Genomic DNA, 26,638 nt, shown 5'->3' with positions numbered 1-26,638 from the left:
AGGGCGCACGGCAGGTCCTCGACCATAGCCAGCAGCGCAGGGGTCGTGATGCTTTTGCGTTCGCGATGAAGGTCAACAAGGGAACAAGAACATGAAGCGCAAGGCATCAGCCGCCAAGACACTCAGCCTGGACAATGTGCTCGATCTCAATGCGGCGGGCAGCCTGCATTCGCAACTCATGGCCGAACGCGGCAGCGATCTCACGATCGACGCCTCGGCGGTGGAGCGGGTCGGCGCATTGTGCATCCAGGTACTCATGTCGGCCGCCAAGACCTGGGAGGAGGAAAAGCACAGCCTGACATTCTCCCAAATGTCAGACGCATTGACGAAGACCATGCAGCTTGCAGGTGTGAACTACGATCACATGCTGGCAAAGGAGAGCAACTGATGAAGAAAAAAGTCCTTACGGTGGATGATTCCAGGACGATCCGGAACATGCTCCTCGTTACCCTCAACAATGCGGGTTTCGAAACCATTCAAGCGGAAGACGGTATTGAAGGCCTCGAAGTGCTTGAACAGTGCAATCCTGACGTGATCGTCACTGACATCAACATGCCGCGCCTCGACGGCTTCGGCTTTATCGAAGGCGTTCGTCGCAACGACAAGTATCGGGCGATCCCGATCCTTGTCCTGACGACCGAAAGCGATGCGGAAAAGAAGAACCGCGCACGTCAGGCGGGCGCTACCGGCTGGATCGTCAAGCCGTTCGATCCGACCAAGCTGATCGATGCCATCGAACGCGTGACTGCCTAACCGTCTAACCGGGAAGTTTCTCCTATGGATATGAACGAAATCAAAGAGATCTTTTTCCAGGAATGCGAGGAACAGCTCGCGGAACTGGAATCCGGTCTGCTCAAGATGAATGACGGCGAGACCGACTCCGAGACTGTCAACGCCGTTTTCCGGGCCGTTCATTCCATCAAGGGAGGAGCTGGCGCGTTCGGCCTCGACGATCTCGTGGCCTTTGCCCACGTGTTCGAAACGACGCTCGACTGCGTCCGCTCCAACAAGCTCGACCCCGGTCCTGATGTCATGAAGGTGATGCTGAAGTCGGCAGACGTGCTCGCCGACCTCACCAATGCCGCGCGCGATGGCGGTTCGATCGATCCGAGCCGTACCACCGGTCTGGTTCGCGATCTCGAAGCGCTCGCCCATGGTGAAAGTATCGGCGGCGGTCATGAAGCGCCGGCAAAGGCCGCTCCCAAGGCGGCGCCGGCTCCGAAGCCCGCAGCGGTCGCCCCGGTCGCCGCAGCAACTGCCAAGCCTGCAGCGACTGATGAGAGCGGCTTCCAGCCGATCCCGTTCTCCTTTGACGACTTCGGCTCCGACGAAGAGCGGGCGACGACGATTCCGACTTACGAGGTCCTCTTCAAGCCGCGCTCGGAGCTCTACACCAAGGGTAACGACGCAGCACTGTTGCTCCGCGATCTCCGTCGCGTCGGCGACATGAGCATTCATTGCGACATGTCCAGCCTGCCGAACCTCGACACGCTCGAGCCGGAAGCTGCCTATTTCTCGTGGAAGATCTGGATCAAGACCGAGAAGGGCGAAGAGGCCATCCGCCAGGTCTTCGAATTCGCTGAGTGGGATTGCGATCTGGACATCAAGCTCCTTGGAGACGGCGAAGTCGAGGAAGAAGCTCAGAAAGAAGAGCTGCCGATGCAGCCCGTTCCGTTCGACCTCGCGATGCTCGATGACGAGCCTGCAGTGTCGAACAACGATCATCTGCCTGACGTCGAAGCCGTAATGGCTGCCGTGCAGGCGCAGGAATTGGCTGCTGCATCCCAGCCATCCGAGAGACAGGCAGCTCGTGCGGAGAAGAAGGAAGCTCCCGCGGCCAAGCAGAACAGTGGCGACGCCGCCGGTGCGAACCCGACGATCCGCGTCGATCTCGACCGAGTCGACCGCCTTATCAATCTCGTCGGCGAGCTCGTCATCAACCAGGCCATGCTGGCTCAGAGCGTCATTGAGAATGACCAGAGCGGCACCCAGGGTATCAATATGGGTCTCGACGAGCTCCAGCAGCTCACCCGCGAGATCCAGGACTCGGTCATGGCCATCCGCGCCCAGCCGGTAAAGCCGGTCTTCCAGCGTATGTCGCGTATCGTCCGCGAAGTTGCCGACATGGTCGGCAAGTCCGTACGCCTGGTGACCGAAGGTGAGAACACCGAAGTCGACAAGACCGTCATCGACAAGCTCGCCGAGCCGCTGACGCACATGATTCGCAATTCGGTCGACCACGGCATCGAGTCACCGGAAAAGCGCGAGGCTCTTGGAAAGCCTGTGGAAGGCACCGTGCGCCTGACGGCGAAGCACCGGTCAGGCCGCATCGTGATCGAGCTCGCCGACGACGGCGCCGGCATCAATCGCGAGCGTGTCCGCCAGAAGGCGATCGACAACGACCTCATTCCGGCCGATTCAAATCTTTCCGACGAGGAAATCGACAACCTGATCTTCGCGCCGGGTTTCTCGACGGCTGACAAGATCACCGACGTTTCCGGCCGCGGCGTCGGCATGGACGTCGTCAAGCGCTCGATTCAGGCATTGGGCGGCCGCATTTCGATCCATTCTCGCCCGGGCCATGGCTCGACCTTCACCATGTCGCTGCCGCTCACCCTTGCGGTGCTCGACGGCATGGTCGTGACCGTCGCAAACCAGACGCTCGTCGTCCCGCTCACCGCGATCGTCGAGACGCTGCAGCCTGAGGCGGCTGCGATCCATTCCTTCGGTGCGAACCAGAAGCTGATCGCAATCCGCAATTCCTTCTGCCCACTGGTCGATGTCGGGCGCATCCTTAACTACCGCGCCAAGCCGGCCAATCCGGTCGAGGGCGTTGCCCTTCTCGTCGAATCGGAAGGTGGCGGACAACGCGCGCTGATGGTCGATGCGATTCAGGGTCAGCGTCAGGTGGTTATTAAGAGCCTTGAGGCAAACTACACCCATGTGCCGGGTATCGCCGCAGCCACCATCCTTGGTGATGGCCGCGTCGCGCTCATCCTGGATGTCGATGCGGTCGTCTCCGCCTCGCGGGGCCAGGCACTACGAATAGACAGCGCGCTGGCAGCCACGGGCTGATAGCGAGCAAGAAGAGCAAGGACAGGATCGGAACACATGTCGTTTACCGGAAAAACCCTTTCGCACGGAGGTCGGGAGCTCATCGCCTTCCGCATCGGTGATCAGGAATTTACCGTGAATGTCATGTCCGTGCGCGAGATCCGCGGCTGGACCACGGCGACCCCCATGCCGCACACACCCTCCTACATGAAGGGTGTGATCAATCTGCGCGGCGCCGTCCTGCCGATCGTTGATCTCTCACACCGTCTCGGTATGAAGCCTGCCGAGCCGACCGCCCGCCACGTCATTATCGTTGCCCAGGTTCGCGACCGGGTCGTCGGGCTGCTGGTCGATGCCGTGTCGGACATTCTGACCGTTACCGACGACGATATTCAGCCCACGCCGGAAATCGCCTCTGACGCCGAGCGATCCTTTGCGCGGGGCATCCTGGCCATGGAAGGGCGCATGATCTGCCTCATCGAACTCGAGGCGATCTTCCCGGAAACCGAAAGCGAAGCGGCATAACATGAATGTAGCCATTGACCAGCGGCGCAATCCAGACGAGGTCCTCGCAGCCGGGGAGTTCCCTCTGACGCGCAAGGATCTCGGCGAAATCGCGTCGATGATCTATTCTGATGCAGGCATTGCGCTCAACGAGTCCAAGGCGTCGCTCGTCTATTCGCGCCTGTCAAAGCACATCCGACAGCTTGGCCTGCGCAATTTCCGCGAATATTGCCAGCTTGTCGCGTCTCCCGCTGGCAGCGCCCCACGCCGGGAAATGCTGTCCTTTCTGACCACCAATTTCACGCGCTTCTTCCGCGAGAATCATCACTTCGACCATCTCAGGACCGAGGTTTTGCCGGAACTCGTCAATCGGGTAAAAGCAGGCGGTCGCGCACGAATCTGGTCCGCCGCAAGCTCCGATGGTCAGGAGCCATATTCGATCGCGCTCACCGCGCTCAGCGTCTGCCCGAACATCGCCGACTACGATTTCAAGATTCTCGCGACCGACATAGATCCCAAGATCCTCGCGGCTGCCCGTCTCGGCGCTTATGACACGGCTTCGCTCGAAAGCGTCAGCCCGCAGATGCGCAAGCAGTATTTCCAGGACGTCACGGTCGACGGAAAGCTCAAGCATCAGGTCACCGATGCGGTGAAGCGACTGATCACCTACAACGAGCTCAACTTGATGGCGGCATGGCCGTTCAAGGGCAAGTTCGACGTTATCTTCTGCCGCAACGTCGTGATCTATTTCGACGAGCCGACGCAGATGCGTATCTGGTCGCGTTTCGCCGAGCTGCTGCCCGTCGGCGGTCATCTCTATATCGGTCACTCCGAGCGCGTTTCGGGTGATGCCAAGGCCGCCTTCGACAACACCGGGATCACGACCTATCGCTTCAACGGCAAGTTCGGGGGGAAGGTCTGATGGCTCCTGCACGAGTGCTCGTTGTCGATGACTCCCCCACGATGCGGGGCATGATCACGGCTGTTCTCAATTCGGATCCCGAAGTCAATGTCATCGGCCAGTGTGGTGATGCGCTCGAGGCGCGCGCCAAGATCAAGGAACTGAACCCGGATGTCCTGACGCTCGACATCGAGATGCCGAACATGAGCGGTCTCGAATTCCTCGAAAAGATCATGACGCTCCGGCCGATGCCCGTCATCATGGTGTCGTCACTCACCCAGCGCGGTGCGGAAGCGACGATCGCCGCGCTGGAAATCGGCGCCTTTGATTGCGTCGGCAAGCCGGCCCCGGGCGATATTCGTCCGTTCCACGAGTTGATCGAAAAGGTGAAGGCGGCCGCGAAATCCGCCGCACGCTACCAGTACACGCGCAAGCCGGTCGAGCCGCCTACGCCCGTGGCCAACACCAATGCACCCCCCGACTATAAGGTGGGCCGCAAGGTGGTCGCGATCGGCTCTTCTACAGGCGGCGTCGAGGCTCTTATAGAGGTTCTTAAGAAGTTTCCGGTTAATTGCCCTCCAACGGTCATCACTCAGCACATGCCCGCGACCTTCACCAAGAGCTTCGCGGACCGGCTGAACAGACTGTGCGCGCCCCAGGTTCAGGAAGCGACCGACGGCGCGCGACTGGAGATCGGGCGAATCTATCTCGCGCCGGGGGGCGATAGTCATCTGACGGTCGCCAATGCACACGCCCCCTCCTGCCGACTGATCGACAAGTCGCCGGTCAATGGACATCGCCCATCGGTCGATGTGCTGTTCGACTCGGTGGCAGAACTCGCAGGCCGCAATGCGGTCGGCGTCATACTGACGGGCATGGGGCGCGATGGCGCTTCGGGTCTGTTGAAAATGCGGCATGCAGGCGCCCGGACAATAGGGCAAAACGAAAAAACCTGCGTTGTCTACGGAATGCCCCGCGTGGCGTTCGAGTTGGGGGCTGTAGAGACGCAGCTACCACTCGGTGGCATCGGGGAGGAGATACTGAAACTAACAGCCGCCCGAAAAGAAGGGAGCGACTAAATGTCATTAGCTGAAAAAATCAAGGTCTTGATCGTCGACGATCAGGTCACCAGCCGGCTTCTACTGAGTGATGCTCTGACGCAACTCGGGTTCAAGCAGATCACCTCTGCAGGCGATGGTCTTCAGGGGTCGCAGATCATGGCCCAGACGCCGCATCACCTGGTGATCTCTGACTTCAACATGCCGAAGATGGATGGTCTTGGCTTCCTCCAGAATGTGAGGGCCAACCCAGCGACCAAGAAGGCGGCCTTCATCATTCTGACAGCCCAGGGCGACCGGGCGCTGGTGCAGAAGGCGGCACAAATGGGTGCCAACAACGTCCTGGCGAAGCCCTTCACCATCGAAAAGATGAAGGCGGCAATCGAAGCAGTTTTTGGACCGTTGAAATGAATGTTGATGGTTTCAGGCGTATGCATGTCATACAGGGCGAGTGGAAGGTCTCCAACGACCCCACCGTCGTGCTTTCGACGGTTCTCGGCTCCTGCGTGGCGGCTTGCCTGCGCGACCCGGTAACCGGCGTCGGGGGAATGAACCACTTTCTGCTGCCTGGCTCGGTTGATGCCCTGGCGCAAGGTGGCGACGTTTCCCGCTACGGTGTGCATCTCATGGAACTGCTGATCAACGGCCTCCTGAAGCAGGGCGCGCGCCGCGACCGCCTCGAGGCCAAGATATTCGGCGGAGCCAAGACCATTGCTTCCTTCTCCAATGTCGGTCAGCAGAACGCGGATTTCGCGACCCGCTTCCTGGCCGACGAAGGCATCCAGATCGTCAGCGCGTCTACGGGAGGCGATGCCGGCCGAAAGCTCGAATTCTGGCCCGTTTCGGGCCGCGCTCGCCAATACGCACTGACTGGCGCAGAAACGCAGCGCACCGTCCAACAGGAAATCCGCCCCGTCGCCGCTCCCAAACCCGCCGAGAGTTCGATCGAATTCTTCTAACCCCAGGTGTCGTGTATGCAGTCGAGTTTTGCGTCTAAAATGGCTCCTCATGAAGAGGCGCTTCCCGACATCCTGATGCGGATCGTGGCCGAACTCCACGACGTCGCCTATCTCATCGAGCGGATCGAGCCGACCATATCGGACAGCCATAATACACCACTCGGTGTTGCCGAACGCTTGATGGTGATGCAGGGCATTGATCTCGCTGTCCAGAAGGCTCGCGGCCTCGCGGAATTCATCGACACGATCGCCGCAAGCGTTCCCGAAGAACTTCTCGTCGACGTCGCCACGGCACTCAATCTCGTGAAATTGGCCGACATGCAGAAGGCGCTTTCCGGTGGCAGTCTCCGCCACGGCCATTCGCAGCCGCTCAATCGCGCCGCCGGCGATTTCGACCTGTTCTGAACACGCCGCTCACGTCGTTCTTGCAAGGACCTCGGCACTATCCTAGCCTTTGTCCGCATGTCTTTCGGGATAGCGGGCAGGGGTTCTCAATGGCAGCGACCGTCATTCTGCTTAACGGCGCCGGCAGCGCCGGCAAGAGTTCCCTGGCGCGGGCTCTCCAGAACGTATTGTCCGAGCCTTGGCTCCACGTTGCTCTGGATTCCTTCCTTGAAATGTTCCCAGATCGGTTTCACGACGACCCTGAAGGGTTCCTCGGTCGGAACGAGATCGATGAAGACAAGCCGCAGATCGCGATCGAAATTGGCGCGGCTGGTCGACGCCTTCTCAAGGGAATGAGGCTTTCGGTAGCCGCTATGGCTGGCGCCGGCAACAATCTGATCGTTGATGATGTCATTCTTGATGGCGGATTGAGCGAATATGAAGCCCTCCTTTCCGAGATACGCTTCCTGAAGGTCGGAGTGTTTGCGCCGCTGGCCGTGCTGGAAGACCGTGAGCTAAAGAGAGGCGACCGCATGCTCGGTTTGTCGCGTTGGCAGTTTCCCCGCGTTCATGTCGGAGTGCGCTACGATCTGGAGGTCGATACGTCGCTCGCCGACCCTGTGGCCTGCGCCATCGGCATCGCCTCCCATTTTGGACTTCAGTTCAGGACCGATCGCATCGGCTGAAGATCACCTTCGCGCAAGTTTGAAGGCATAGCTTGGCGCTGAGAAATGATCTCTCGGCACGACTCTGCAACCGCGTGAGAACAGAATGAATCTGTTGAACCAGCTTACGGCAATCCTGAAAAATCTGGCTTCGTTGGGTCCCGGCCGCCTTTTGGCGCTTGGCGCTGTCGGCGTTGCGATCATCGGAATGGTGTTCTTCGGCACCTACTACGTCAACAAGCCGGGCTATGAAACGCTCTATATCGGGCTCGAGACCACCGACCTCAACCAGGTGAGCGTCGCGCTCTCGGAAGGCGGCATGGATTTCCAGGTCGGGGGCGATGGGACGTCGATCTCGGTGCCGGTCGGCATGACCAGCAAGGCGCGGCTCTTTCTTGCAGAGCGAGGGCTGCCCAGTTCCAACAATGCCGGCTACGAACTCTTCGACAAGGTCGGCTCGCTCGGCCTGACGTCGTTCATGCAGGAAGTCACCCGGGTCCGCGCTCTCGAAGGCGAAATTGCCCGCACGATCCAGGCAATCGACGGCGTCACGGCCGCGCGCGTCCACATCGTCATGGCCGACCGCGGCTCGTTCCGCCAAGCTGAACAGAAGCCGACGGCTTCGGTGATGATCCGCGCGTCGCAGACGACCGGACGCAGTGCCGCTGCCTCGATCCGTCACCTCGTCGCGTCGGCCGTTCCCGGCCTTTCGATGGACGACGTGACGATCCTCGATTCGGCCGGTCAGTTGCTCGCATCTGGCGACGATCCGACCAATTCGACTATGAACCGCGCGCTGAACATCGCGCAAAACGTCCAGATGGAACTCGAGAGCAACATCGACAAGGCGCTCGCGCCCTTCCTCGGCATGGACAATTTCCGCGCCTCGGTGACGGCGAAGCTCAATACCGACGCGCAGCAGATTCAGGAAACGGTCTACGACCCCGAATCGAAGGTTGAACGCTCCACGCGCGTCACCAAGGAAAACCAGAAGTCCGAGCAGGTCAGCGCCGACGAGGCCGCGACTGTCGAGCAGAACGTTCCGCAAGGCAACGATTCGACGACCTCTGGTCCGAAGTCGTCCGACCAGAACGACAAGAAGGAAGAGCAAACCAACTTCGAAATCAATCAGAAGACGATTGCCACTGTCCGCAACGGCTACCAGATCGACAAGCTGTCTATCGCCGTCGTCGTCAATCGAGGTCGCATCGCGAAACTCGCCGGCGAGCCCTTCGACCAGGCGAAGTATGACTCGATTGTCAACGAGATGCAGAAGCTCGTCTCTTCGGCCGTTGGCCTCGATGACAAGCGCGGCGACACGATCAACGTGACGGCCATCGACTTCCTCGAGAGCCAATTGCTCGCCGAAGCTCCGGCCGCCGATGGCTTCATGGATATCTTCATGCGCAACATGGGCAGCATGATGAATGCGCTCGCCTTCATTGTCGTCGCCTTCCTCATCGTCTTCCTCGGCTTCCGTCCGCTCATCCGCGTCATCGGCGGCCCCGAACTGGCTGCTGCAAGGATCGGAGACTCCTCGGGGGTTGTGCCTCTCGGCGAAACTGCCGGTCTCGAACTGCCCGATTTCTCGCCGCCGACCGTGGGTGGAAATGGTTCCACCCTCATGGAAGGCTTCGGTTCGGACTTCGGCTTTGACTCGACGGAGGATCTCCTCACCGCCGACGACGATGTCGGTGGTATCACCAAGCGCGTCAAGGAAGGCCCGGAACGGCGACTCTCGCGGATGGTGGATCTTTCCGAAGAACGTGCGGCAAAGATCCTTCGCAAATGGGCAGCGAACGAGAAGGCGGCTTAACAGCCGCCTTTCATTTTTGCAGAATTCATTCACCTGTTTAAGCCAGCTGCGAAATCTCATGGTAGAGAATTCAAGTGTTGACGACCTTTTGAGACGTTTCCGGATTTTTAATATTTCGTTGAACTCGACACCGAATCAGAACATCACTGAAGCAGGCGATTCGCAAACGAGGATGCGGCGCGCCAGGCGGGTTTCCGGTGACTTTGTCGCCAGTTTTGATATGTGTGGTTGCAACCGGTGATGGGCTTCGTCATGACGATCGAGGCACATCTTGGAGGGCGTTGAAGTTCCTTTAGCCAGCGATGCGGTGGGCGAGGTGTTAGGAAACAAAGCGAGTGAATTGCCAAAAGATGGAATGGTCGGGTCGATGCTGGCGCGGGGTCATCGAGTGATGACGTATGATCAGCTCTTGTCGCGCCTTTCCGATGCCATAGAGGCATTAGATATTTCAAAGGGCCTTACGGCCTTGTCTGATTACGTCGGAGCATCGGGCTATCTGCTGATGCGCCAGGATGCCAATGCCGGAACTCCGCTCGAAAACGTGATTGCTTCGGACTGGCCGTTTGATCTGGTGCGCAAGAGCGTGCCGCTCTTGGCCGATACCAACAGGGCGACGGAACTCGACAAATGTCTGTCCGTGCTGCAGCCGCAGTTCTCGATGCTGCCGGACGCGGCCGGTCTGCCCAAGGGGGCGAGCAATCAATATTGCTCGATTGCCTTCAATGTCGGACGCATTCGCTACTGCCTGATCTTGCTGTGCCCGGTGGACATGATTCTCTCACAGCAGGGACTGAGGGCGGTCGGCGTCTATACGAGCTATCTCGCCAGCCTGCTCTTCAGTGAGCAGGTGAAGACCGGCCGGGAGCTCGAACTCACGGACCGCGAACTCGAATGCCTCTACTGGATCGCCGAGGGCAAGACGAGCGACGAGATTGCCACGATCATCGGCATCTCCAAGAACACCATCAACAACTACATCACGAGCGTCATGCGAAAGACGGCCACGCGGACCCGGTCCGAGGCCATCGCCTATGCCGTTCGAAACAATCTCGTATAGGGCGCACGTGACGATGAAGGACGGGAAGGGGAAGGGGGATTCAGGTAAGCGACCGGGCCGGCAGGCCAGCCGCGCCGACTTCTTCCCAAGATTGATCGCGATGCAGCGCTTCGCGCATGCCAGGAACTTCGCCGTCTTCAAGATGAACAATTCGGGGCTGCCGGGCCGCCGGAAGCTATCCCTGATCATCGACAACTTCTCGTCCGACAGTCCGATCACGGCGACCGAGCTGATGGAGAGCTATGGTGAGGCGCTGCTTGAGCATCTCGAAATCTCGTCGCTGCCTCTGCTGTGGAACGGCACAGAGGACAACCAGACTGCCGAGATGGCCGATTTTTCAGGCTTCGTCCGCCACCTCAAGGTGCGGCATCTTCCGGTCTGTGGCGTGGCCTTTCCCATTCGCCTCGGCGGCATGGGCAATGGCTATGTCCTTTTCGCCGCAAACTATCTCGACCTTACGAGCGAAGCCGTGGTCGACCTTCATGACCGCAGCCATCAGCTGATGATGGATCTGCTCGTCCTCGATGAACGTCGTACGTCGCCGGACGATGTGCTGAGCAGCCGCGAAGTTGCCTGCCTCCAACTCGCCGGCGATGGACTTGTCAGCGAAGAAGTGGCCGAAAAACTCCGCCTCTCGGTCCACACCGTCAACGCCTATCTGGCGACCGCGACGATGAAACTGGACTCGGTCAACCGGATCCAGGCGATCGCCAAGGCGATTCGTCTCGGCTATATCGCCTGATTTTCTTTTGGGTTCAGTGGCTGCTTTCGCTACCGCGCGGCCGGTCGGATTTCACGACGAAGCGCGCTTCCGACAGCGTTTTTGCGAGGAATGCGGTATCCGTGTCGGCATCGACGGAGGGCCGGTGGAAGGTGATGTGATTGATCTCAACGCCGGCCTGGACATCCGCCAGCGAAAGCTTCGCGTAGATCGTTACGCCATCGGGCTTCAATTCGAGATCGAGCAGGATTTCGGGCTTGCTGTCCCAGTCGAGGCGGTAGTCGCCGCCGGCACCCAGTCTGACGGTGCCCGGCAGGAAATAGAGTTCCGCGGCCGAAGTGACGAGGTCGGAAATATTGCCCCACCGCTCATAGCGCAAGAGTGATACGAGATCGGCTGCGTCAATCAGTCTGAGTTCGGTTGCCACAGGGGAGAGGGCTTCCGCGACGATCTTTTCGCGTTCGGCAGAATGCGCAGTTTTTCTCATTAATTCAGGCTCGCCCGTCTGGATCTGTTCTTCGAAGAGTAGATGCGCTGGATGAGTTCAGCGACCGCCTTGTAAAACACCGGCGGAATGACACTATCCACCGAGACTTGCGCAAACATTGAGCGGGCCAGCGGCGGGTCTTCGAAGACGGGAATGCCGTTTTCCTCGGCAATCGAACGGATCTTCAGGGCGATTAGGTCAGTGCCCTTGGCGAGCACGACCGGGGCTGCGTCTTCCTCGCGCACATAGCGGAGCGCCACGGCGTAGTGAGTCGGGTTGGCGATGACCATCGTGGCGCGTGGCACCGCGGCCATCATGCGCTTGCGGGCGAGATCACGCGCGAAGGATCTCTGGCGCTGCTTCATGATGGGGTCGCCATCCATCTGCTTGCGCTCTTCCTTCACTTCCTCCTTGGTCATCTTGAGCTCGGTGAACCACTGATGATGGGTCCAGAAATAGTCGGCGACACCGACCGTGGCCGTGGCGAGGATCATGATGATCAGGATGACTTTCACGTCCGACGTGAGACGGGCGAGCAGGAAGTTCGGATCGGCGTACATCGCGTCGATCGAGGAGATGAATTCGCTGCGCAGCGCGAGCGTGACGATAACACCGACGACGAGGACCTTGAACAGCGACTTGCCGAATTCGACCAGGCCCGGCAGTCCGAAGATGCGCTGGAAGCCCTGCACGATGTTGAGTCGCGAGAATTTGGGCTCGATACGATCAAAGATCAGGCTGGGCAGGTTCTGGGAGATCGAGGCGATGATGCCGAACGACCCCATAAGTATGAAGGCCGGCACGATGATCGCCGTCGACTCCCAGCCGAGGCGCATGAAGAGCGCTAGGATGTCCTGGCCGTTCTCGAAGTGCCACTGGTCTGGCTTCTCGAACAGGTCGCGCAACGTTTCCCAGAGGTGGGCAACACCTGAGGGCAGATAAAAGAGAAGGTAGATATAGATCGCGAGCGTCGAAGCGAAGACCGGGATTTCGCGCGAAAAGGGCGTATTGCCCTTCTCGGCGGCTTCCATGAAGCGCTTTTGACTAGGTAGCTCTGTTTTACTTTCTTTGTCGGCACCGTCGGCCATGGGTCAAACTCCCTCGGTCCGATCAGGCCGCTGCCGACTCGCCCGTGTCCTTGAGCTGGATCTGGCCGGCCTGTGCCAGCCGGATTGCTTCCTGCGCAATCGAACGCCGCGCCATGGCAATCGCACGGGCGTTGACCCCCTGACCAGTGCCACCGAGGTCGGCCTCGATCATGCGGCGCTGGCGCGCGCCGATCGCCGAGAGCACACATTCGCGGAGATCCATCGCGGCTTCGCGCAGTGCCATCGTGATGACATCAGCAGAAATGTCGTTGAAGAGCTGGACGCGGCTGCGCTGCGGCATGAGCAGCAGGTCTTCGAAGAGGAAGATCTTCGGCCGTACCTTGATCGCCGCATCGCGGGAGAGCGCCTCGAGCGAATCGAGCAATGTTTCGACCTCGGTCTTGTCGAGCTGGTTCATGAGGTCGGCGACCCTGACACTGCCGACCGAATTGCGTTCCTTGTTGAGGTCGCCGATGATGTCGAGTACGCGCTTCTCGATGACCTGGGCCGCCTTGGGGCTGACTTCCTTTAGGTTGACAGTACGATTGAGGATGTCGGGGCGACGGCTTTCCGGCATCTGCATAAGCACCTTGGCGCCGGCAGAGGACGGAATCATCGTCAGGATATAGGCGATGGTTTGAGGATGCTCGTTGAGCAGATATTTCGCGACAAAGGTCGGATCGGCGCTTTCGAGCTGGTCCCAGATCGAGGTTTCCAACTGCTCGAAGGTGGCGCGGCGGCCAAGCAGGCCGTCGACCTCGTCGGGCGTCAGGCCTTCCTCGAGAATGGCCTCGATCGCCTTGGCGTTGTCCATCAGGCCAGCGCCCTCGGTGAACAGATCCTCGAACTCGGTGACCAGGTCGAGCAGTTCGTTCGGCGGGATGGTCCGGAGCGTCTGCGCAGACTGGATGATGGCCTGCAGTTCGGCCTGGGTAAAGTATTTGAGAAGCCGGCCCGCAACCCCGCGGCCCATGGCAAGGAGCACCGCCGCTGCCTTTTCAGGCTGCGACAGGGTGCTTCCCGTGTTCTCAAAACTATCGAAGTCGAACATTACGAAAACCTCCCCGGGATCATCCCGGCTGTTTCCAAGTCTGACTGTCAGGTCTTTTTGACAGCCATGACCTCGATCAGCCTAATGCCGAATCGGGTCTCATCATTTTCTAGTACAGTTATCTCACCACGGCCAATCAATCGACCGTTTACGATGAGATCAACCGGTTCACCGATCTTCCGATCGAGGGCGATCGTCGCGCCTTCGGTCAGGTTCATCAGGCTGGAAACCTGCATGCGGCTCGAACCGAGCACGATCTGGACATCGATCGGGATGTCCATGATCAGGTCGAGATTCGACGTCATGGCGCTGCCGGGCTCGGACATCGCCATGTCCGGCATGCCCAGGCTGCCGCCAAAGTCGCTGCCGCCGCCGAAGCTGGTATCGGCGCCGAAATCACCGCCGAAGGAGGAGGTGCTGTCCGTGTCAGCACCGAAGTCTCCGCCGAAGGCGTCACTGCCGTCCGCCGCGGGGAAGTCCATGCCGAAATCGCCGCCGCCCTGCTCGTCGGCCTTGAGCACGCCGCGCAGATCGTCGATAGCCTGGTCAAGCTCCAGATCGTTGCCGGGAGCGTCCTGTTCGTCGAGTTTCGCTTTTCTCGGTGCCATGATGTGAATTATTCCAGTTGTAACTTGCGCCGGGCTTTAGTTTGAAAAGAGATTGAGATTAATCAGGGCTTGGCCATCAGATCGTTCAGCAGGTCTGTCTCGCCGCCGATCGTATCCTTGACCCGAACCGTGTACCGCTCACCCGCACGACCGAACTCGCAGTCGTAGAGATCGCGGCCATTGGCGCTGACCTGGACGCTGACGTCGCCCTTCTCCAGGAAAGGGATGACATCGCCGGCCTGCAGCCTGGAGATCGCGCCGAGACGAAGCGGGGTGAGATGGATCCGAGCCTCGACGCGGACGTCGGAGCGCTTGACCTGTTCCTTGAGCAGGTCGGCCCATTCGACGGACGCCCTGGCGGCGTTGGTCGCCTTGGGTGCCTTGACCTCGGTCTTGAGCAGGTTCTTGTGCGGAACGATGACGCAGAAATGGCTGGTCAGCGCGCCAAACTCCACCTTGATTCGAACCAGCGCGGCAAACGGATCGACATAGTCGTCCGGATGCTTCGGCTTGTCTTTGACATTGTAGGGTTTGGAGAGGATCGGTTCATAATTGCCGGGTGCATTCACCGCCGACTTCAACACTGACGAGATCTTGTCGGTGATCATCGGCGCCATTTCGAGCTCGATGCTCGATGCCGCACGCGCCATCGGTTCGATGAGGCTGTCGGGATCGCCTCCGAGCAGGCACTCCACCATGGCGACAATCACCTGGGACGGGACTGCGATGGTGAAATCGGTGCACCAGTTCTTGAGCGAACCGTCGATGAGCACCATGAAGTCGTCGAGATCGCCGATCAGGTCGTCCTTCAGTCCCGTCTCGCAATATTCGTAGGCGAAGCTGAACTTGAGGTTCGTCTCGGTCTCGATGAGATCGGGAAGAAAGGCGGCAAAGACCGATCCGAGGTCGGAGCAGGTCTTGCCGATCCTGGAATTGTCGCCGAGGTCGCCGGTCAGGATCGCCAGCAGTTTCGGGTCTATTGGGAGGGTGTTGCGAGCAGTCATTGCTTCAACTTCCTTGACTTTCTATCAGGCCGCTTTCTCGCCGCCACCGCCGGGGTTCATCATTTCCTGTTCGACGGCATCGATCGATGGGCGTTCGTAGGAGGAGATCGTCTTGCGTCCATATTCCAGAGCCACCTGCGGGACCGAGCCGTTCATGTAAGCGATGAGGGTCTGCTTGACGATGACGTAGAGCCGGTTCTGCTTCGTGCGGACCGCCTTGATCATCGACGTCATCGGGTTGACGATGCAATAGGACACCAGAATACCGGTGAAGGTACCGACAAGCGCGGCGCCGATCAGGTGACCGAGAACTTCCGGCGGCTCCGTAATCGCACCCATCGCATGGATAACGCCGAGAACGGCCGCGACGATACCGATAGCCGGGAAGGCATCGCCCATCGCCTGGATGGAGTGATAGGACGTCATCTTGTCATGCGTGATCGTCTCGATTTCCTCGTCCATCAGCGCTTCAATTTCATGGCTGCGCGCATTGCCGATGATGATCAGGCGCACGTAGTCGCAGATGAAAGCCGTCAGCTCTCTGTTCTTCAGCACCGTCGGCGCAGTCTGGAAGATCGACGACTCGTCCGGATTGTCGATATGCGCTTCGATCTCGTTGCGCGACTTGGTGCGCAGGTCGCGCATCAGCGAGTAGAGCACGCCGAGCGTGTCGAGATACTGGCGCTCCTTCGGAACCTTGTTCTTGAAGGCTTCACCCAGCGCCTTGCCGGAATCCTTGATGACCTTCATCTGATTGCCGGCAATGAAGGCGCCGAAGCCGGCGCCCAGGATGACGATGAACTCATAGGGCTGCCAGAGCACGTCGATATGGCCGCCACTGGCCATGAAGCTGCCGATGATGCAGCCGAAGACGATGACCAGACCGATGATGATATTCATGAAATGGAGCCCGTGCCTGTTACGGTATCTTGGACTTCCGGGATAGAGAATCTGCCTTGCGTGAAGCTGTTCGGAAGGGCCTTTTAAGCCGAGAAATCCCGACAGGTTCGCACAAGCAAATCCTCGCAGATTCGGCCGCAGGAAAGGGTGGGAAACCGGCATTCGTGCGTTCGCTCGCGAGCGGGTTCCATCCATATAGTGCACGCTATTTCGCCGGCCATGATTGCCGGACGGGGGAAAGACCATGCAGTCGGGTCTCTATGTCGCCTTGTCGTCCCAGATCGCGCTCGATCGACGGATGACCACCATCGCCGACAACTTGGCCAATATGAACACCGTCGGCTTCCGCGCGACGCAGCTTAAGTTCGACGACGTGATGACAAATGCGGAAGGGACGAGTGTTGCGTATGTCAATGAGGGTCAGGAATACGTCTCGACCCGCAATGGTGGCCTGACTCAGACGAAGAACCCGCTCGATTTCGCCACCAAGGGCGACACCTGGTTCTCGATCGAAACGCCGTCGGGTTCCGCGATCACGCGTGACGGCCGCTTCTCCATCCTCGATACCGGCGCTCTCGTAACGCTCGAGGGCAACCCGGTCCTGGACGCGGGGGGTGGACCGATCACGCTCGACCCGGCGCTCGGCGCACCCGATCTCTCGCAGGACGGAACGCTCTATCAGAACGGCAGGCCGGTCGCATCCCTCGGCCTCTTCGAGGCGGAAATCGGTCCGAACTTCATCCGCGCCGGCAACAGCGCGATCATTCCGTCGCAGGCGCCGCAGCCGGTCGTTGACCGCGCCGGGGCAGGAGTGGTGCAGGGTTTCGTCGAGCAGGGCAATGTGAACCCGATCCAGGAAATGACGCAGCTGATCACCGTGCAACGCACCTTCGAGAATGTCACGCAGCTGATGCGCGACAGCGAGACAAGCATGTCCGATGCGATCAAGACGCTGGGCGGCGCAGGCTGACGCCGGGGGATAGATCTTGCTCGATTTCCAGGACAACGAAGGCAACAGCAAGAAGATGGCGGCGGCAGCCACCATCTTCGGCCGTTTCAGCCATCCCGAAATGCTGGTCGCACAGGGCGGTCGCGTCAAGACGATCGCAGCTGGGCACTATACGGTCACCGGCCTCTCACACCAGTTGCGGCTTGGCGAATTCGTGGCGCACCAGTCCCGGACTGGTGTTCATCTCGGCGAGGTCGTGCGGGTAGAGCCCGATATCGCCTTCGTCTGCCCGATCGAACCGGGTGAGCCCATCGGCATCGGCGACCTGATTCTTCGGCGCGGGGCGTTCCGGCTGTCGCCGGCGGAAAGCTGGTGCGGGAGGACGATCAATTCGCTCGGTGAGCCGATCGACGGGCTCGGGCCGCTCGAGAGCGGGCCTCATCGCCGCGCTATTTCGAATACGGCGCCGCCGTCCATGACGCGGCAGCGCATCACGAAGGGCTTCAAGACAGGCGTGCGCGCGATCGATATTTTCTCGCCGCTCTGCCTTGGCCAGCGCCTCGGCATTTTCGCCGGCTCTGGCGTCGGCAAGTCGACGCTGCTCTCCATGCTGGCGCGTGCCGATGCGTTTGACAAGGTCGTCATCGCGCTGGTCGGCGAGCGCGGTCGCGAAGTGCGCGAATTTATCGAGGACACGCTCGGTGAAAATCTGAAGAAGTCGGTAGCCGTGGTCGCGACGTCGGACGAAAGCCCGATGCTGCGCAAGATGGCGCCGCTCTCGGCCGTGACCATTGCCGAACATTTCCGCGACCAGGGCGATAACGTTTTGCTGATTGTCGACAGCGTCACACGGTTCGCGCATGCGATCCGTGAAGTTGCGACAGCGTCCGGGGAACCGCCGATTGCGCGCGGTTATCCCGCCTCGGTCTTTACGGAACTGCCGAAGCTGCTCGAGCGTGCTGGCCCGGGTCCGGAAGGCACCGGTTCGATCACCGCCATCATCTCCATCCTAGTCGATGGAGACAATCACAACGATCCTATCGCCGACTCGACCCGCGGTATTCTGGACGGTCATATCGTCATGGAGCGCTCGCTGGCAGAGGAGGGGCGCTATCCGCCGATTAATCCGCTCGCTTCCATCTCGCGTCTCGCCCGCAAAGCCTGGACGCCGGAGGAGGAGAAGCTGGTCGGCAGGCTGAAAGCGCTCGTCCATCGCTACGAGGAAACCAAGGATCTTCGCCTGATCGGCGGTTATCGACAGGGTTCGGATCCAGATCTCGATATCGCGGTCAAGCAGGTTCCCATCATCTACGAAATTCTCAAACAGACCCCCGGCGAGAAGCCCGCAAGAGACAGCTTCGCCGACCTCGCAACAGCGCTCAAGGCAGCCGCGCAGGCGGCGCCACAGTCCGGCGCAATGACACGGCCACGGTGATATGACCGACTTCGACGCAGACGAACCCGTTCCGCCGCTTCCGGTCCGGAAGAAGAAATTCTGGACAACGGACCGCATCATCGGCTGGTCCGGCGCCCTGATCGCGTTGGCGGCAGCCTTCTTCCCCTGGTACGTCTTTGTCAACGAGGACAAGTTCGGCCTTGAGGCCCTGAGGGCAATGGTGTCGGGCGACGCGGCGGTCCCCTCACGCAGGTCGACCTTGGATCGCGATGCCAATGGCATTGAGGAACGCAAGACCGCCCTGGCACCTCTCGAGGACAATATCGTGACCGGCACCGTTCCGGCCGTGGAAGAACCGACGACTGACACCGAGCAAGTCCTGCCGGCCCAGCCATTTCCGTCAGCACCGAGGAACTTCAAATTGCTCAAGGTAATCAAGGACCAAGCCATGATCGAGGATGGAACGGGCATCTTCGTTGTGCGCAAGGGCGACGTGCTACCGGACCGGACCAAGGTCGCCGACCTTGAGCAGCGTGATGGAAAATGGGTTCTGGTCACGGATGGCGGAGCGACCTACGTCGCTACCGAAAATTAGCTTAGTAATTGTTTTATAATGGAAATTTCTTAGGTTAAGAAAGTCTTAATCTCAGCAAGTCCCGCGCAAGATTGTCCTCGTAGGTTCAGGGTCAGTCATGACGACGGAGACAGTGATGGAATCAATCCAGCTTTTTACATTGGCGTCCCGGCAGGCCGAATGGCTCTCGACCCGGCAGACCCTCATCTCCGGCAACATCGCGAACGCGAACACGCCGGGCTTTCGCGCGAAGGACACAACCGCCTTCGACAACGTGCTGCAAAACACGCAGCTGCCTATGAAGGCGACCAATCCGCTTCACTTCACAGAGAACCCGACCGACAGCTTCGTGGTCGAATCCGAAGTCAATGAAGGCAGCGCGACGCAGCTTTCGGGCAACTCGGTCAATCTGTCCGAAGAGCTGATGAAGCAGGGTTCGATCAAGCGCGATTACGATCTCAACGCTGCGATCGTGAAATCCTTCAACAAGATGATGCTGATGACCGTGAGAAAGGGCTGATAGATGGATCCTTTGGTCGCTTCCCTCAAGATTTCTGCCTCTGGCCTCGAAGCCCAGTCTTCGCGCCTTCGGGTGGTCTCTGAAAACCTCGCCAACGCGCGCTCGACCGGCGACGTTCCCGGCGCCGATCCCTACCGCCGCAAGACGGTATCCTTCGCACAGGAACTGGATCGTGCAGCCGGCGTCGATACGGTTGAGATCAAGAAGATCGGTGTCGACAAGTCCGATTTCCGCACCGAATACGATCCGGGCAACCCCGCGGCTGATGTCAATGGCGTGGTGAAATATCCGAATGTGAACGTCCTCGTCGAAATGGCCGACATGCGTGAGGCCAATCGCTCCTACGAGGCCAACCTTCAGTCGATCCGCCAGGCGCGCGATCTCATCAACTCCACCATTGATCTTCTGAGGTCGTCATCATGATAGTTGATCCTATCAGCTCGCTCACATCGGCGCTTTCGGCAGCGACGCGCAACGCCTCGGAAACCGAAGCAACCCCGCTCATCGCCGAAACCGCGCCGACTGGCGTGAACTTCTCTGATTTCATGAATTCCGTCGGCACGAACTTCGCCGACAGTCTGAAGGCCGCCGAGACCAAGTCGATGGACGGCATGCTCGGCAAGGCCTCGACCCGCGAGGTCGTCGAGGCGGTGATGAGCGCCGACCAGACCCTGCAAACCGCCATGGCGTTTCGCGACAAGATCGTGTCGGCCTATCTAGAAATCGTCAAAATGCCAATCTGAGGACGCGTCATGAGAGCTCTTTCTATCGCAGCCACCGGCATGAACGCGCAGCAGACCAATCTCGAGGTCATCGCGAACAACATCGCCAATATCAATACGACAGGCTACAAACGCGCAAAGGCAGAGTTCTCCGACTTGATTTATCAGACGGACCGCGCGGCTGGCGTCCCAAATGTCGCCAACCAGCAGACCGTGCCCGAGGGCATCAATATCGGCCTCGGCGTCAAGACATCTGCGGTTCGCAATCTGCATACCGAAGGCGACCTCGTCGCGACAGGCAACAAGTTTGACGTCGCGATTATCGGCCGTGGCTTCTTCCAGGTTGAAGCGGCCGATGGCAGCACGGTCTACACCCGTGACGGCGCCTTCAACACCAACGAGAACGGCGAACTCGTCACCATCAATGGTGCCCGCGTGGTCCCGAACATCACCGTTCCCGTCGATACGACCGAAGTCACCATCAACCGCTCTGGGCAGGTCTTCGCCCGCATCGGCAGTGCCACGGACCTGACCGAGCTTGGTCAGATACAGACCGCCAACTTCGTCAACGAAGCCGGTCTCAAGGAACTCGGCGACAACCTGTTCCAGGAAACCGTTGCATCGGGTTCGCCCGTGGTCGGCGCCCCGGATGATCCGTCCTTTGGCTATCTCCAGCAGGGCTACCTCGAAGGCTCGAACGTCGATCCGGTGAAGGAAATCACCGAGCTCATCTCCGCACAACGTGCCTATGAGATGAACTCCAAGGTGATCACTGCTGCGGACGAAATGGCGGCCACCGTCAGCAAGAACATGTGACAGTAGAAGGCAGGCGAACATGATGTTTGGCCAGACATTTTTCATTGGCTTGAAAAGGGCGGCGCTTGCCGCACTCGTACCGGCAATGTTCGCCGTCTCGGTGGCGCGTGCCGAGACTCTCGGCTTTGCCGTTGTTCCAACGCAGATCATCTATCCGGGTGAGCAAATCGACGCCAAGCGGCTGAAGTTGGTGGAAGTCACCAATCGCAATCTCGCATTGGGCTACGCGTCTGATGTCAATCAGGTCGAAGGCCTGGTGACGACACGGACACTGCTGCCTGGCCGGACGATCATGGTTGGGGGCCTCAAACAGCCGTCAGCCGTGAAGCGGGGCGACAAGATCCTGCTCGTCTATGACAATGGCGTGCTGCGCATTACCGCCGCCGGTACTCCCTTGGCTGAGGGCGCCGTCGGCGAGCTCATCCAGGTTCGGAACACCGACACCGGGGTCATTCTCTCCGGAACGATCATGCCCGACCGATCGGTGCTGGTGGTGCAGAAATGAGAAAACTCTTCGCCTTGGTGATCGCGCTGGCGATATCGGGCATTCTTCCCGCCCAGCCGGCCCAAGCGGCGGCGATCGCCCGCATCAAGGACATTGCCTCGCTTCAGGCGGGACGTGACAACCAGCTGATCGGCTATGGTCTCGTGGTCGGTCTGCAAGGTTCGGGCGACAGCCTGCGCGCCTCGCCGTTCACCGAGCAGTCGCTGCGCGCCATGCTGCAGAATCTCGGCATTTCGACGCAGGGCGGCGAGAATCGCTCGAAGAACATCGCGGCCGTCATGGTCACGGCCAACCTGCCGCCCTTCGCAAGCCCCGGTTCGCGCATGGACGTGACCGTCAGTTCGCTCGGCGATGCGACCTCGCTGCGCGGAGGTACGCTGGTCATGACGTCGCTCACTGGGGCTGATGGTCAGATTTACGCCGTGGCGCAAGGCGCAATCATCGTCTCCGGCTTCTCCGCAACGGGTGATGCGGCTCAATTGACCCAAGGCGTCACCACCGCGGGTCGCGTGCCCAATGGCGCCATCGTCGAGCGGCCTCTGCCATCGCGTTTCAAGGATTCGGTCAATCTCGTCCTTCAACTGCGCAATCCCGATTTCTCGACCGCAGTTCGCATGCAGGATGTCATCAACGCCTATGCTGCGGGCATCTATGGCGGCCGCATCGCGGAGGTCAACGACAACCAGGAGGTCGTGATAGAGAAGCCGCGCAATGCCGATCTCGCCCGTTTGATGGCCGAGATCGAGAACCTGACGGTCGAGGCGGACTCGCCGGCGCGGGTCGTGATCAATGAGCGCACCGGCACCATCATCATCGGCGCCGACGTCCGGATCTCGCAGGTTGCGGTGTCCTATGGGACATTGACGGTGCAGGTGAGCGAAAATCCTACGGTGGTCCAGCCTTTGCCCTTCTCTGATGGCGTGACGGCGGTGCAACCATCGACCGACATCATCGCCAATCAGGAGGGCAGCAAGGTTGCGGTGCTCGCCGGTCCCAACCTCAAGACCCTCGTATCTGGCCTCAACAGCATCGGTGTGAAGCCTGATGGCATCATTGCCATCCTGCAGGGGATCAAGTCTGCCGGTGCCCTCCATGCGGAGCTCGTACTGCAATGATCAAGATGACCCGTTCGCTCAAGATGGCCATCGCTCCGGTGCTGGTCCTCTCCATCGGCTCCATCTCGGGGGCTCTGGCTCAGGAAGAACAGAAGCCGAAGCCTGCCGCGAAGACCGCGCGCGAAGAGATCAAGGCCTTCTGCGCCAACATCGCCGACTCTGCTCGCGACCAGCGCTACCTCCTGCAGAAGGAGGAACTGGTGAAGCTACAGACACAGGTCGATGACCGGATTACGCAGCTTGAGAAGAAGAAGTCCGAGTATGAGAATTGGCTGAAACAGCGCAACGAGTTCCTCAAGAAGGCCGAGTCCGGTCTCGTCGATATCTATAAGGGTATGAAGCCGGATGCGGCCGCAGGTCAGCTGGACCTGATCGATCCGAACCTGGCATCCGCCATCATCATGAAGCTCTCGCCGCGGCAATCGAGCCTGATCCTCGCAGAGATGGATCCCAAGAAGGCTGCGGCACTCACCGAGATCATCTCGGCCGCAGGCAGCCGCATCGCGCAAAGGAATCCGTCATGACATTCAAGTACGCGGCGCCCATGGCCGCCGTCGCTTTCCTTGCGGGTTGCTCGGGCCAGGCGGTGAAGGATCTCAATCGCGCGCCCGCGATGAGCCCGATCGGTTCGGGTCTCAATCTCACCAAGACCAATGAACTCGCGCTCTATCCCAAGGAGCCGCAGCAGGTCGCGACGGGCTATTCGCTCTGGAGCGACCAGAAGTCGGCGCTCTTCAAGGACGCGCGCGCGCTCAAGGTCGGCGATATCCTGACGGTCAAGATCAACATCGACGACAAGGCGACCTTCGACAATACGACCGAACGCAAACGCGAGAGTTCCTGGAGCAAGGCCTTCAACCTGTTCGGCACAGATACGCACAACGACCAGTCGCTCGATGCCACGATCAGCAATTCCTCGAAGTCCGATTCCAAGGGCGACGGTTCGATCGAGCGCAAGGAAGTGCTGGACCTGCAGCTCGCGGTCGTCGTCACCGGCGTGATGGACAATGGTAATCTTCTGATCTCGGGTTCCCAGGAAGTCCGAGTCAATCAGGAACTCCGCGTTCTGAACCTCGCCGGTATCGCCCGGCCGCAGGATGTCGATGCCGACAATAGGATTGCCTACGAAAAGATCGCCGAGGCGCGCATCTCCTATGGCGGCCGCGGCCGACTCTCCGAAATCCAGAATCCGCCGCTTGGCCAGCAGGTCATCGACGTCTTCTCACCGATCTAGGCCGGGACACGCAGATGCTCGACGAAAGCCAATCCGAAGCGCCCAAGAAGAAATCCGGCCTTGTCATGACCATCATCGGGGTCGCGGCGGTCACTGTGATCGGCGGCATCGGCGGCTGGCTCGTCGGCAACATGCTCGCACCCCAGGTCGAGCCGCCCAAGGTCGAAGCGAAGGCGGAGGAAAAGCCTGCCGAAGGTGGCAGCAAGGAAGAAGGTCTGCCGAAGCTCGCGACCGAAGAGAATGGCGTTGTCCAGCTCGAACCCATCACCACCAATCTCGCCTTTCCGACAGACCGTTGGGTGCGCCTCGAAGTGGCTCTACTCTTCAAGGATAAGCCGGACGCGAAGCTGGCGGAAACCATCCACCAGGATATCGCTGTCTATCTCAGGACCGTGTCGCTCCAGCAGATCGAAGGGCCCCGCGGCTTCCAGTATCTCAAGGAAGATCTCGAAGAGCGTGCCGACATGATCTCGGAAGGCAAGGTGTCACGCCTCATGTTCAGGACATTTCTAATCCAATGATCCGGAAACTCGCGACAACGGTGATTGCCGCCCTCGTCCTGCTGATCATCCTGCCGGGCATGGCGGGCGAGACGATGGCGCAGACGACCACGCCTGACATCCTCAATACGCCGATCACCGGCTCGGTCGCGAGCTGGATTATCCGCACGTTCGGCCTGCTCACGATTCTTTCGGTCGCGCCGGGCATCCTGATCATGGTGACCAGCTTTCCGCGGTTCATCATTGCGTTTTCGATCCTCCGGTCGGGCATGGGCCTATCGACCACGCCGTCCAACATGATCCTGACCAGTCTGGCACTGTTCATGACCTTCTTCGTCATGTCACCGACGCTCAACCGCGCCTGGACGGATGGCGTTCAGCCGCTGCTGGCAGAGCAGATCACGGAAACGCAGGCACTGGAACGCGTTGCCGTGCCGTTCCGGGAATTCATGGCGAACAATACACGTGACAAGGATCTCGCTCTCTTTGCCGATATCGCGGCCGAGCGCGGTCAGCCATCGACGACCAATGGCCAGATCGACCTGCGCGTGCTCGTTCCGGCCTTCATGATTTCGGAGATCCGCCGCGGCTTCGAAATCGGCTTCCTGATCGTGCTGCCGTTCCTCGTCATCGACCTTGTCGTGGCCACAATTACCATGGCGATGGGCATGATGATGCTGCCGCCGACGTCGATTTCACTGCCGTTCAAGATCCTTTTCTTCGTGCTGATCGACGGCTGGAACCTGCTGGTTGGAAGCCTTGTCAGGTCGTTTACCTGACGCTTCGTTAACCATCTGAATTTCCATATTGTTTTCCTTTTAATAAAGCCGTTTACGCTTCATTTCCTATGACTCCACCGACCTTGCGGAATTAAGATAAACGCAAGCATTGAAACCAATAATCGGCCTCAAGAGACGGACACGATTGCGCAGAAAGCGGGTCGTTAGGCATGAGGCCGAACCGTTATCACCGGTAAGTTTTAAACCCGGTATGTCCCTCTTGTAACGCGTATTCAGGGACACCCCCGATGACCTCTATTATGACCAACTCTTCCGCTATGGCGGCACTTAACACTCTGCGTTCGATCAACGCGGACATGGAGAAGACGCAGAACCACGTTTCGTCCGGCTATCGTGTCGCCGGCGCTGACGACAACGCCGCCTACTGGTCGATCGCCACCACGATGCGTTCGGACAACAAGGCGCTCTCGACCGTTCAGGACGCTCTCGGCTTCGCCGCCGCGAAGACAGATACAGCCTATACCGGTCTGAACTCGGCCATCGACGTCGTCACCGAAATCAAGGCCAAGCTGGTCGCAGCTCGCGAGCCGGGTGTCGACAAGACCAAGATCAACTCGGAACTGACCGAACTCAAGAACCAGCTGGTTTCGATCTCCGAATCGGCTTCGTTCTCCGGTCAGAATTGGCTCTATAACGACGACACGACCGCCAACGGCTCGGTCGAAATGGTTGGATCGTTCAACCGCGCTTCCGACAACACGGTGTCGGTCGGCATCCTGACCTTCGACACCTCGACCTCCACGCTCGTCGACACCAACGACGCTGCCCAGGGTCTTCTGACAGGCGATGTCACCGTCACCGTTCCGAACGGTACCGGCACCACATCGGCGACCTACTTCCTGGTTGATGCCGACTCCACGACCGCAGCGTCGGGCACGGAAATCGCGCTGTCGGCTGCGACCACGGACGCCGATGTCGACGGCATGATCTCGGCCGTTGAATCAATGCTCAACTCGATGACGGACTCCGCCGCCACCCTCGGCGCCGCCAACGCCCGCATCGAAATGCAGGACGCTTTCGTGGCAGACTTGATGGATGTGATTGATAAGGGCGTCGGCCGCCTCGTCGACGCCGACATGAATGAGGAGTCCACCAAGCTCAAGGCGCTGCAGACGCAGCAGCAGCTCGGCATCCAGGCACTCTCGATCGCCAACTCGAGCGCTGAAAACGTTCTCCAGCTCTTCCGCTAAACGAAGAGCGTCAAGACTTGAAAGGCCGCCCGGTCACCCGGGCGGCCTTTTCATTTGTCA

Annotated in this window: 33 protein-coding genes; 27 read left to right on the top strand and 6 right to left on the bottom strand. The window is 59.7% G+C overall.

Annotation, left to right across the window (positions count from 1 at the left end; translation table 11 throughout):
* The first annotated feature begins 91 nt into the window (after positions 1-91).
* From AC2YI2_RS01080 to visR, 13 genes are all read left to right on the top strand, one after another.
* On the top strand, positions 92-388 hold the full coding sequence (locus AC2YI2_RS01080) for an STAS domain-containing protein (RefSeq protein ID WP_487384565.1): 297 nt from the start codon (positions 92-94) through the stop codon (positions 386-388).
* A complete protein-coding gene (gene cheY1 / locus AC2YI2_RS01075) occupies positions 388-753 on the top strand; it encodes a chemotaxis response regulator CheY1 (RefSeq protein ID WP_201651997.1) in 366 nt (121 codons plus the stop codon). The genes AC2YI2_RS01080 and cheY1 overlap by 1 nt, the downstream gene beginning before the upstream one ends.
* A gap of 24 nt (positions 754-777) precedes the next feature.
* The gene (locus AC2YI2_RS01070; protein ID WP_487384564.1) at positions 778-3,075 is read left to right on the top strand and encodes a chemotaxis protein CheA; all 2,298 of its coding nucleotides are present in this window, start codon (positions 778-780) and stop codon (positions 3,073-3,075) included.
* 36 nt (positions 3,076-3,111) lie between these two features.
* Positions 3,112-3,579, top strand: a complete 468-nt coding sequence (locus AC2YI2_RS01065; protein WP_487384563.1) for a chemotaxis protein CheW — start codon at positions 3,112-3,114, stop codon at positions 3,577-3,579.
* A 1-nt stretch (position 3,580) separates the two neighbouring features.
* On the top strand, positions 3,581-4,480 hold the full coding sequence (locus tag AC2YI2_RS01060; RefSeq protein ID WP_487384562.1) for a protein-glutamate O-methyltransferase: 900 nt from the start codon (positions 3,581-3,583) through the stop codon (positions 4,478-4,480).
* Complete coding sequence (locus tag AC2YI2_RS01055; protein WP_487385271.1) at positions 4,477-5,538, top strand: protein-glutamate methylesterase/protein-glutamine glutaminase; 1,062 nt, start codon at positions 4,477-4,479, stop codon at positions 5,536-5,538. Before AC2YI2_RS01060 ends, AC2YI2_RS01055 begins: the two co-directional genes overlap by 4 nt.
* Complete coding sequence (locus AC2YI2_RS01050) at positions 5,539-5,928, top strand: response regulator (protein ID WP_487384561.1); 390 nt, start codon at positions 5,539-5,541, stop codon at positions 5,926-5,928.
* A complete protein-coding gene (cheD, locus tag AC2YI2_RS01045; RefSeq protein ID WP_487384560.1) occupies positions 5,925-6,476 on the top strand; it encodes a chemoreceptor glutamine deamidase CheD in 552 nt (183 codons plus the stop codon). Before AC2YI2_RS01050 ends, cheD begins: the two co-directional genes overlap by 4 nt.
* A gap of 15 nt (positions 6,477-6,491) precedes the next feature.
* The gene (gene cheT / locus AC2YI2_RS01040) at positions 6,492-6,881 is read left to right on the top strand and encodes a chemotaxis protein CheT (RefSeq protein WP_487384559.1); all 390 of its coding nucleotides are present in this window, start codon (positions 6,492-6,494) and stop codon (positions 6,879-6,881) included.
* 89 nt (positions 6,882-6,970) lie between these two features.
* Complete coding sequence (locus AC2YI2_RS01035; RefSeq protein ID WP_487384558.1) at positions 6,971-7,546, top strand: chloramphenicol phosphotransferase CPT family protein; 576 nt, start codon at positions 6,971-6,973, stop codon at positions 7,544-7,546.
* A gap of 85 nt (positions 7,547-7,631) precedes the next feature.
* Positions 7,632-9,341: a flagellar basal-body MS-ring/collar protein FliF gene (gene fliF / locus AC2YI2_RS01030; RefSeq protein ID WP_487384557.1), complete on the top strand. Its 1,710-nt coding sequence runs from the start codon at positions 7,632-7,634 to the stop codon at positions 9,339-9,341.
* A 355-nt stretch (positions 9,342-9,696) separates the two neighbouring features.
* Positions 9,697-10,398, top strand: coding sequence for a transcriptional regulator VisN (gene visN, locus AC2YI2_RS01025; protein WP_487384556.1), 702 nt, complete (start codon positions 9,697-9,699; stop codon positions 10,396-10,398).
* A 13-nt stretch (positions 10,399-10,411) separates the two neighbouring features.
* On the top strand, positions 10,412-11,140 hold the full coding sequence (visR, locus tag AC2YI2_RS01020; protein WP_487384555.1) for a transcriptional regulator VisR: 729 nt from the start codon (positions 10,412-10,414) through the stop codon (positions 11,138-11,140).
* 13 nt (positions 11,141-11,153) lie between these two features.
* On the opposite strand, the gene AC2YI2_RS01015 is transcribed toward visR, so the two are convergent.
* From AC2YI2_RS01015 to motA, 6 genes are all read right to left on the bottom strand, one after another.
* Positions 11,154-11,606, bottom strand: coding sequence for a hypothetical protein (locus AC2YI2_RS01015; protein WP_487384554.1), 453 nt, complete (start codon positions 11,604-11,606; stop codon positions 11,154-11,156).
* Positions 11,606-12,694, bottom strand: a complete 1,089-nt coding sequence (gene flhB / locus AC2YI2_RS01010; protein ID WP_487384553.1) for a flagellar biosynthesis protein FlhB — start codon at positions 12,692-12,694, stop codon at positions 11,606-11,608. The genes AC2YI2_RS01015 and flhB overlap by 1 nt, the downstream gene beginning before the upstream one ends.
* A gap of 22 nt (positions 12,695-12,716) precedes the next feature.
* Positions 12,717-13,745 (bottom strand): flagellar motor switch protein FliG, encoded by a 1,029-nt coding sequence (locus AC2YI2_RS01005; protein WP_487384552.1) that lies wholly within the window; start codon positions 13,743-13,745, stop codon positions 12,717-12,719.
* Between the two features lie 47 nt (positions 13,746-13,792).
* Positions 13,793-14,353 carry a flagellar motor switch protein FliN gene (gene fliN / locus AC2YI2_RS01000; RefSeq protein ID WP_487384551.1) on the bottom strand — a complete coding sequence of 187 codons (561 nt, stop codon included), beginning with the start codon at positions 14,351-14,353 and terminating at the stop codon, positions 13,793-13,795.
* A 62-nt stretch (positions 14,354-14,415) separates the two neighbouring features.
* Positions 14,416-15,357 (bottom strand): FliM/FliN family flagellar motor switch protein, encoded by a 942-nt coding sequence (locus AC2YI2_RS00995; RefSeq protein WP_487384550.1) that lies wholly within the window; start codon positions 15,355-15,357, stop codon positions 14,416-14,418.
* Between the two features lie 24 nt (positions 15,358-15,381).
* Positions 15,382-16,257 carry a flagellar motor stator protein MotA gene (motA, locus tag AC2YI2_RS00990; protein ID WP_487384549.1) on the bottom strand — a complete coding sequence of 292 codons (876 nt, stop codon included), beginning with the start codon at positions 16,255-16,257 and terminating at the stop codon, positions 15,382-15,384.
* Positions 16,258-16,501: 244 nt separating this feature from the next.
* Here motA and flgF point away from each other — a divergent pair, with 244 nt between their 5' ends.
* The 14 genes from flgF to AC2YI2_RS00920 all read left to right on the top strand — a co-directional run bounded on the left by flgF (position 16,502) and on the right by AC2YI2_RS00920 (position 26,578).
* Complete coding sequence (flgF, locus tag AC2YI2_RS00985) at positions 16,502-17,227, top strand: flagellar basal-body rod protein FlgF (RefSeq protein WP_487384548.1); 726 nt, start codon at positions 16,502-16,504, stop codon at positions 17,225-17,227.
* A 55-nt stretch (positions 17,228-17,282) separates the two neighbouring features.
* Positions 17,283-18,641: a flagellar protein export ATPase FliI gene (gene fliI, locus AC2YI2_RS00980; protein WP_487385270.1), complete on the top strand. Its 1,359-nt coding sequence runs from the start codon at positions 17,283-17,285 to the stop codon at positions 18,639-18,641.
* A 1-nt stretch (position 18,642) separates the two neighbouring features.
* Positions 18,643-19,197, top strand: coding sequence for a flagellar protein (locus AC2YI2_RS00975; RefSeq protein ID WP_487384547.1), 555 nt, complete (start codon positions 18,643-18,645; stop codon positions 19,195-19,197).
* A 115-nt stretch (positions 19,198-19,312) separates the two neighbouring features.
* On the top strand, positions 19,313-19,696 hold the full coding sequence (gene flgB, locus AC2YI2_RS00970; protein WP_487384546.1) for a flagellar basal body rod protein FlgB: 384 nt from the start codon (positions 19,313-19,315) through the stop codon (positions 19,694-19,696).
* A gap of 3 nt (positions 19,697-19,699) precedes the next feature.
* Positions 19,700-20,119 carry a flagellar basal body rod protein FlgC gene (gene flgC / locus AC2YI2_RS00965; protein ID WP_487384545.1) on the top strand — a complete coding sequence of 140 codons (420 nt, stop codon included), beginning with the start codon at positions 19,700-19,702 and terminating at the stop codon, positions 20,117-20,119.
* Positions 20,119-20,439 (top strand): flagellar hook-basal body complex protein FliE, encoded by a 321-nt coding sequence (gene fliE / locus AC2YI2_RS00960; protein WP_487385269.1) that lies wholly within the window; start codon positions 20,119-20,121, stop codon positions 20,437-20,439. The genes flgC and fliE overlap by 1 nt, the downstream gene beginning before the upstream one ends.
* A 9-nt stretch (positions 20,440-20,448) precedes the next feature.
* Positions 20,449-21,234, top strand: a complete 786-nt coding sequence (gene flgG / locus AC2YI2_RS00955) for a flagellar basal-body rod protein FlgG (RefSeq protein WP_487384544.1) — start codon at positions 20,449-20,451, stop codon at positions 21,232-21,234.
* Between the two features lie 22 nt (positions 21,235-21,256).
* The gene (flgA, locus tag AC2YI2_RS00950; RefSeq protein ID WP_487384543.1) at positions 21,257-21,739 is read left to right on the top strand and encodes a flagellar basal body P-ring formation chaperone FlgA; all 483 of its coding nucleotides are present in this window, start codon (positions 21,257-21,259) and stop codon (positions 21,737-21,739) included.
* A complete protein-coding gene (locus AC2YI2_RS00945; protein ID WP_487384542.1) occupies positions 21,736-22,854 on the top strand; it encodes a flagellar basal body P-ring protein FlgI in 1,119 nt (372 codons plus the stop codon). The genes flgA and AC2YI2_RS00945 overlap by 4 nt, the downstream gene beginning before the upstream one ends.
* A complete protein-coding gene (locus tag AC2YI2_RS00940) occupies positions 22,851-23,378 on the top strand; it encodes a MotE family protein (protein WP_487384541.1) in 528 nt (175 codons plus the stop codon). The genes AC2YI2_RS00945 and AC2YI2_RS00940 overlap by 4 nt, the downstream gene beginning before the upstream one ends.
* Positions 23,375-24,088, top strand: a complete 714-nt coding sequence (gene flgH, locus AC2YI2_RS00935) for a flagellar basal body L-ring protein FlgH (protein ID WP_487384540.1) — start codon at positions 23,375-23,377, stop codon at positions 24,086-24,088. Before AC2YI2_RS00940 ends, flgH begins: the two co-directional genes overlap by 4 nt.
* A 14-nt stretch (positions 24,089-24,102) precedes the next feature.
* A complete protein-coding gene (locus AC2YI2_RS00930; protein ID WP_487384539.1) occupies positions 24,103-24,609 on the top strand; it encodes a flagellar basal body-associated FliL family protein in 507 nt (168 codons plus the stop codon).
* The gene (gene fliP / locus AC2YI2_RS00925; protein WP_487384538.1) at positions 24,606-25,367 is read left to right on the top strand and encodes a flagellar type III secretion system pore protein FliP; all 762 of its coding nucleotides are present in this window, start codon (positions 24,606-24,608) and stop codon (positions 25,365-25,367) included. The genes AC2YI2_RS00930 and fliP overlap by 4 nt, the downstream gene beginning before the upstream one ends.
* 248 nt (positions 25,368-25,615) lie before the next feature.
* Positions 25,616-26,578 carry a flagellin N-terminal helical domain-containing protein gene (locus AC2YI2_RS00920; protein ID WP_487384537.1) on the top strand — a complete coding sequence of 321 codons (963 nt, stop codon included), beginning with the start codon at positions 25,616-25,618 and terminating at the stop codon, positions 26,576-26,578.
* Positions 26,579-26,638 lie beyond the last annotated feature (60 nt).

Source organism: Rhizobium sp. SRI_017 (assembly GCF_057586295.1).
The sequence above is the reverse complement of the archived record's forward strand: the minus strand, read 5'-3'. Positions and strand labels throughout refer to the sequence as shown.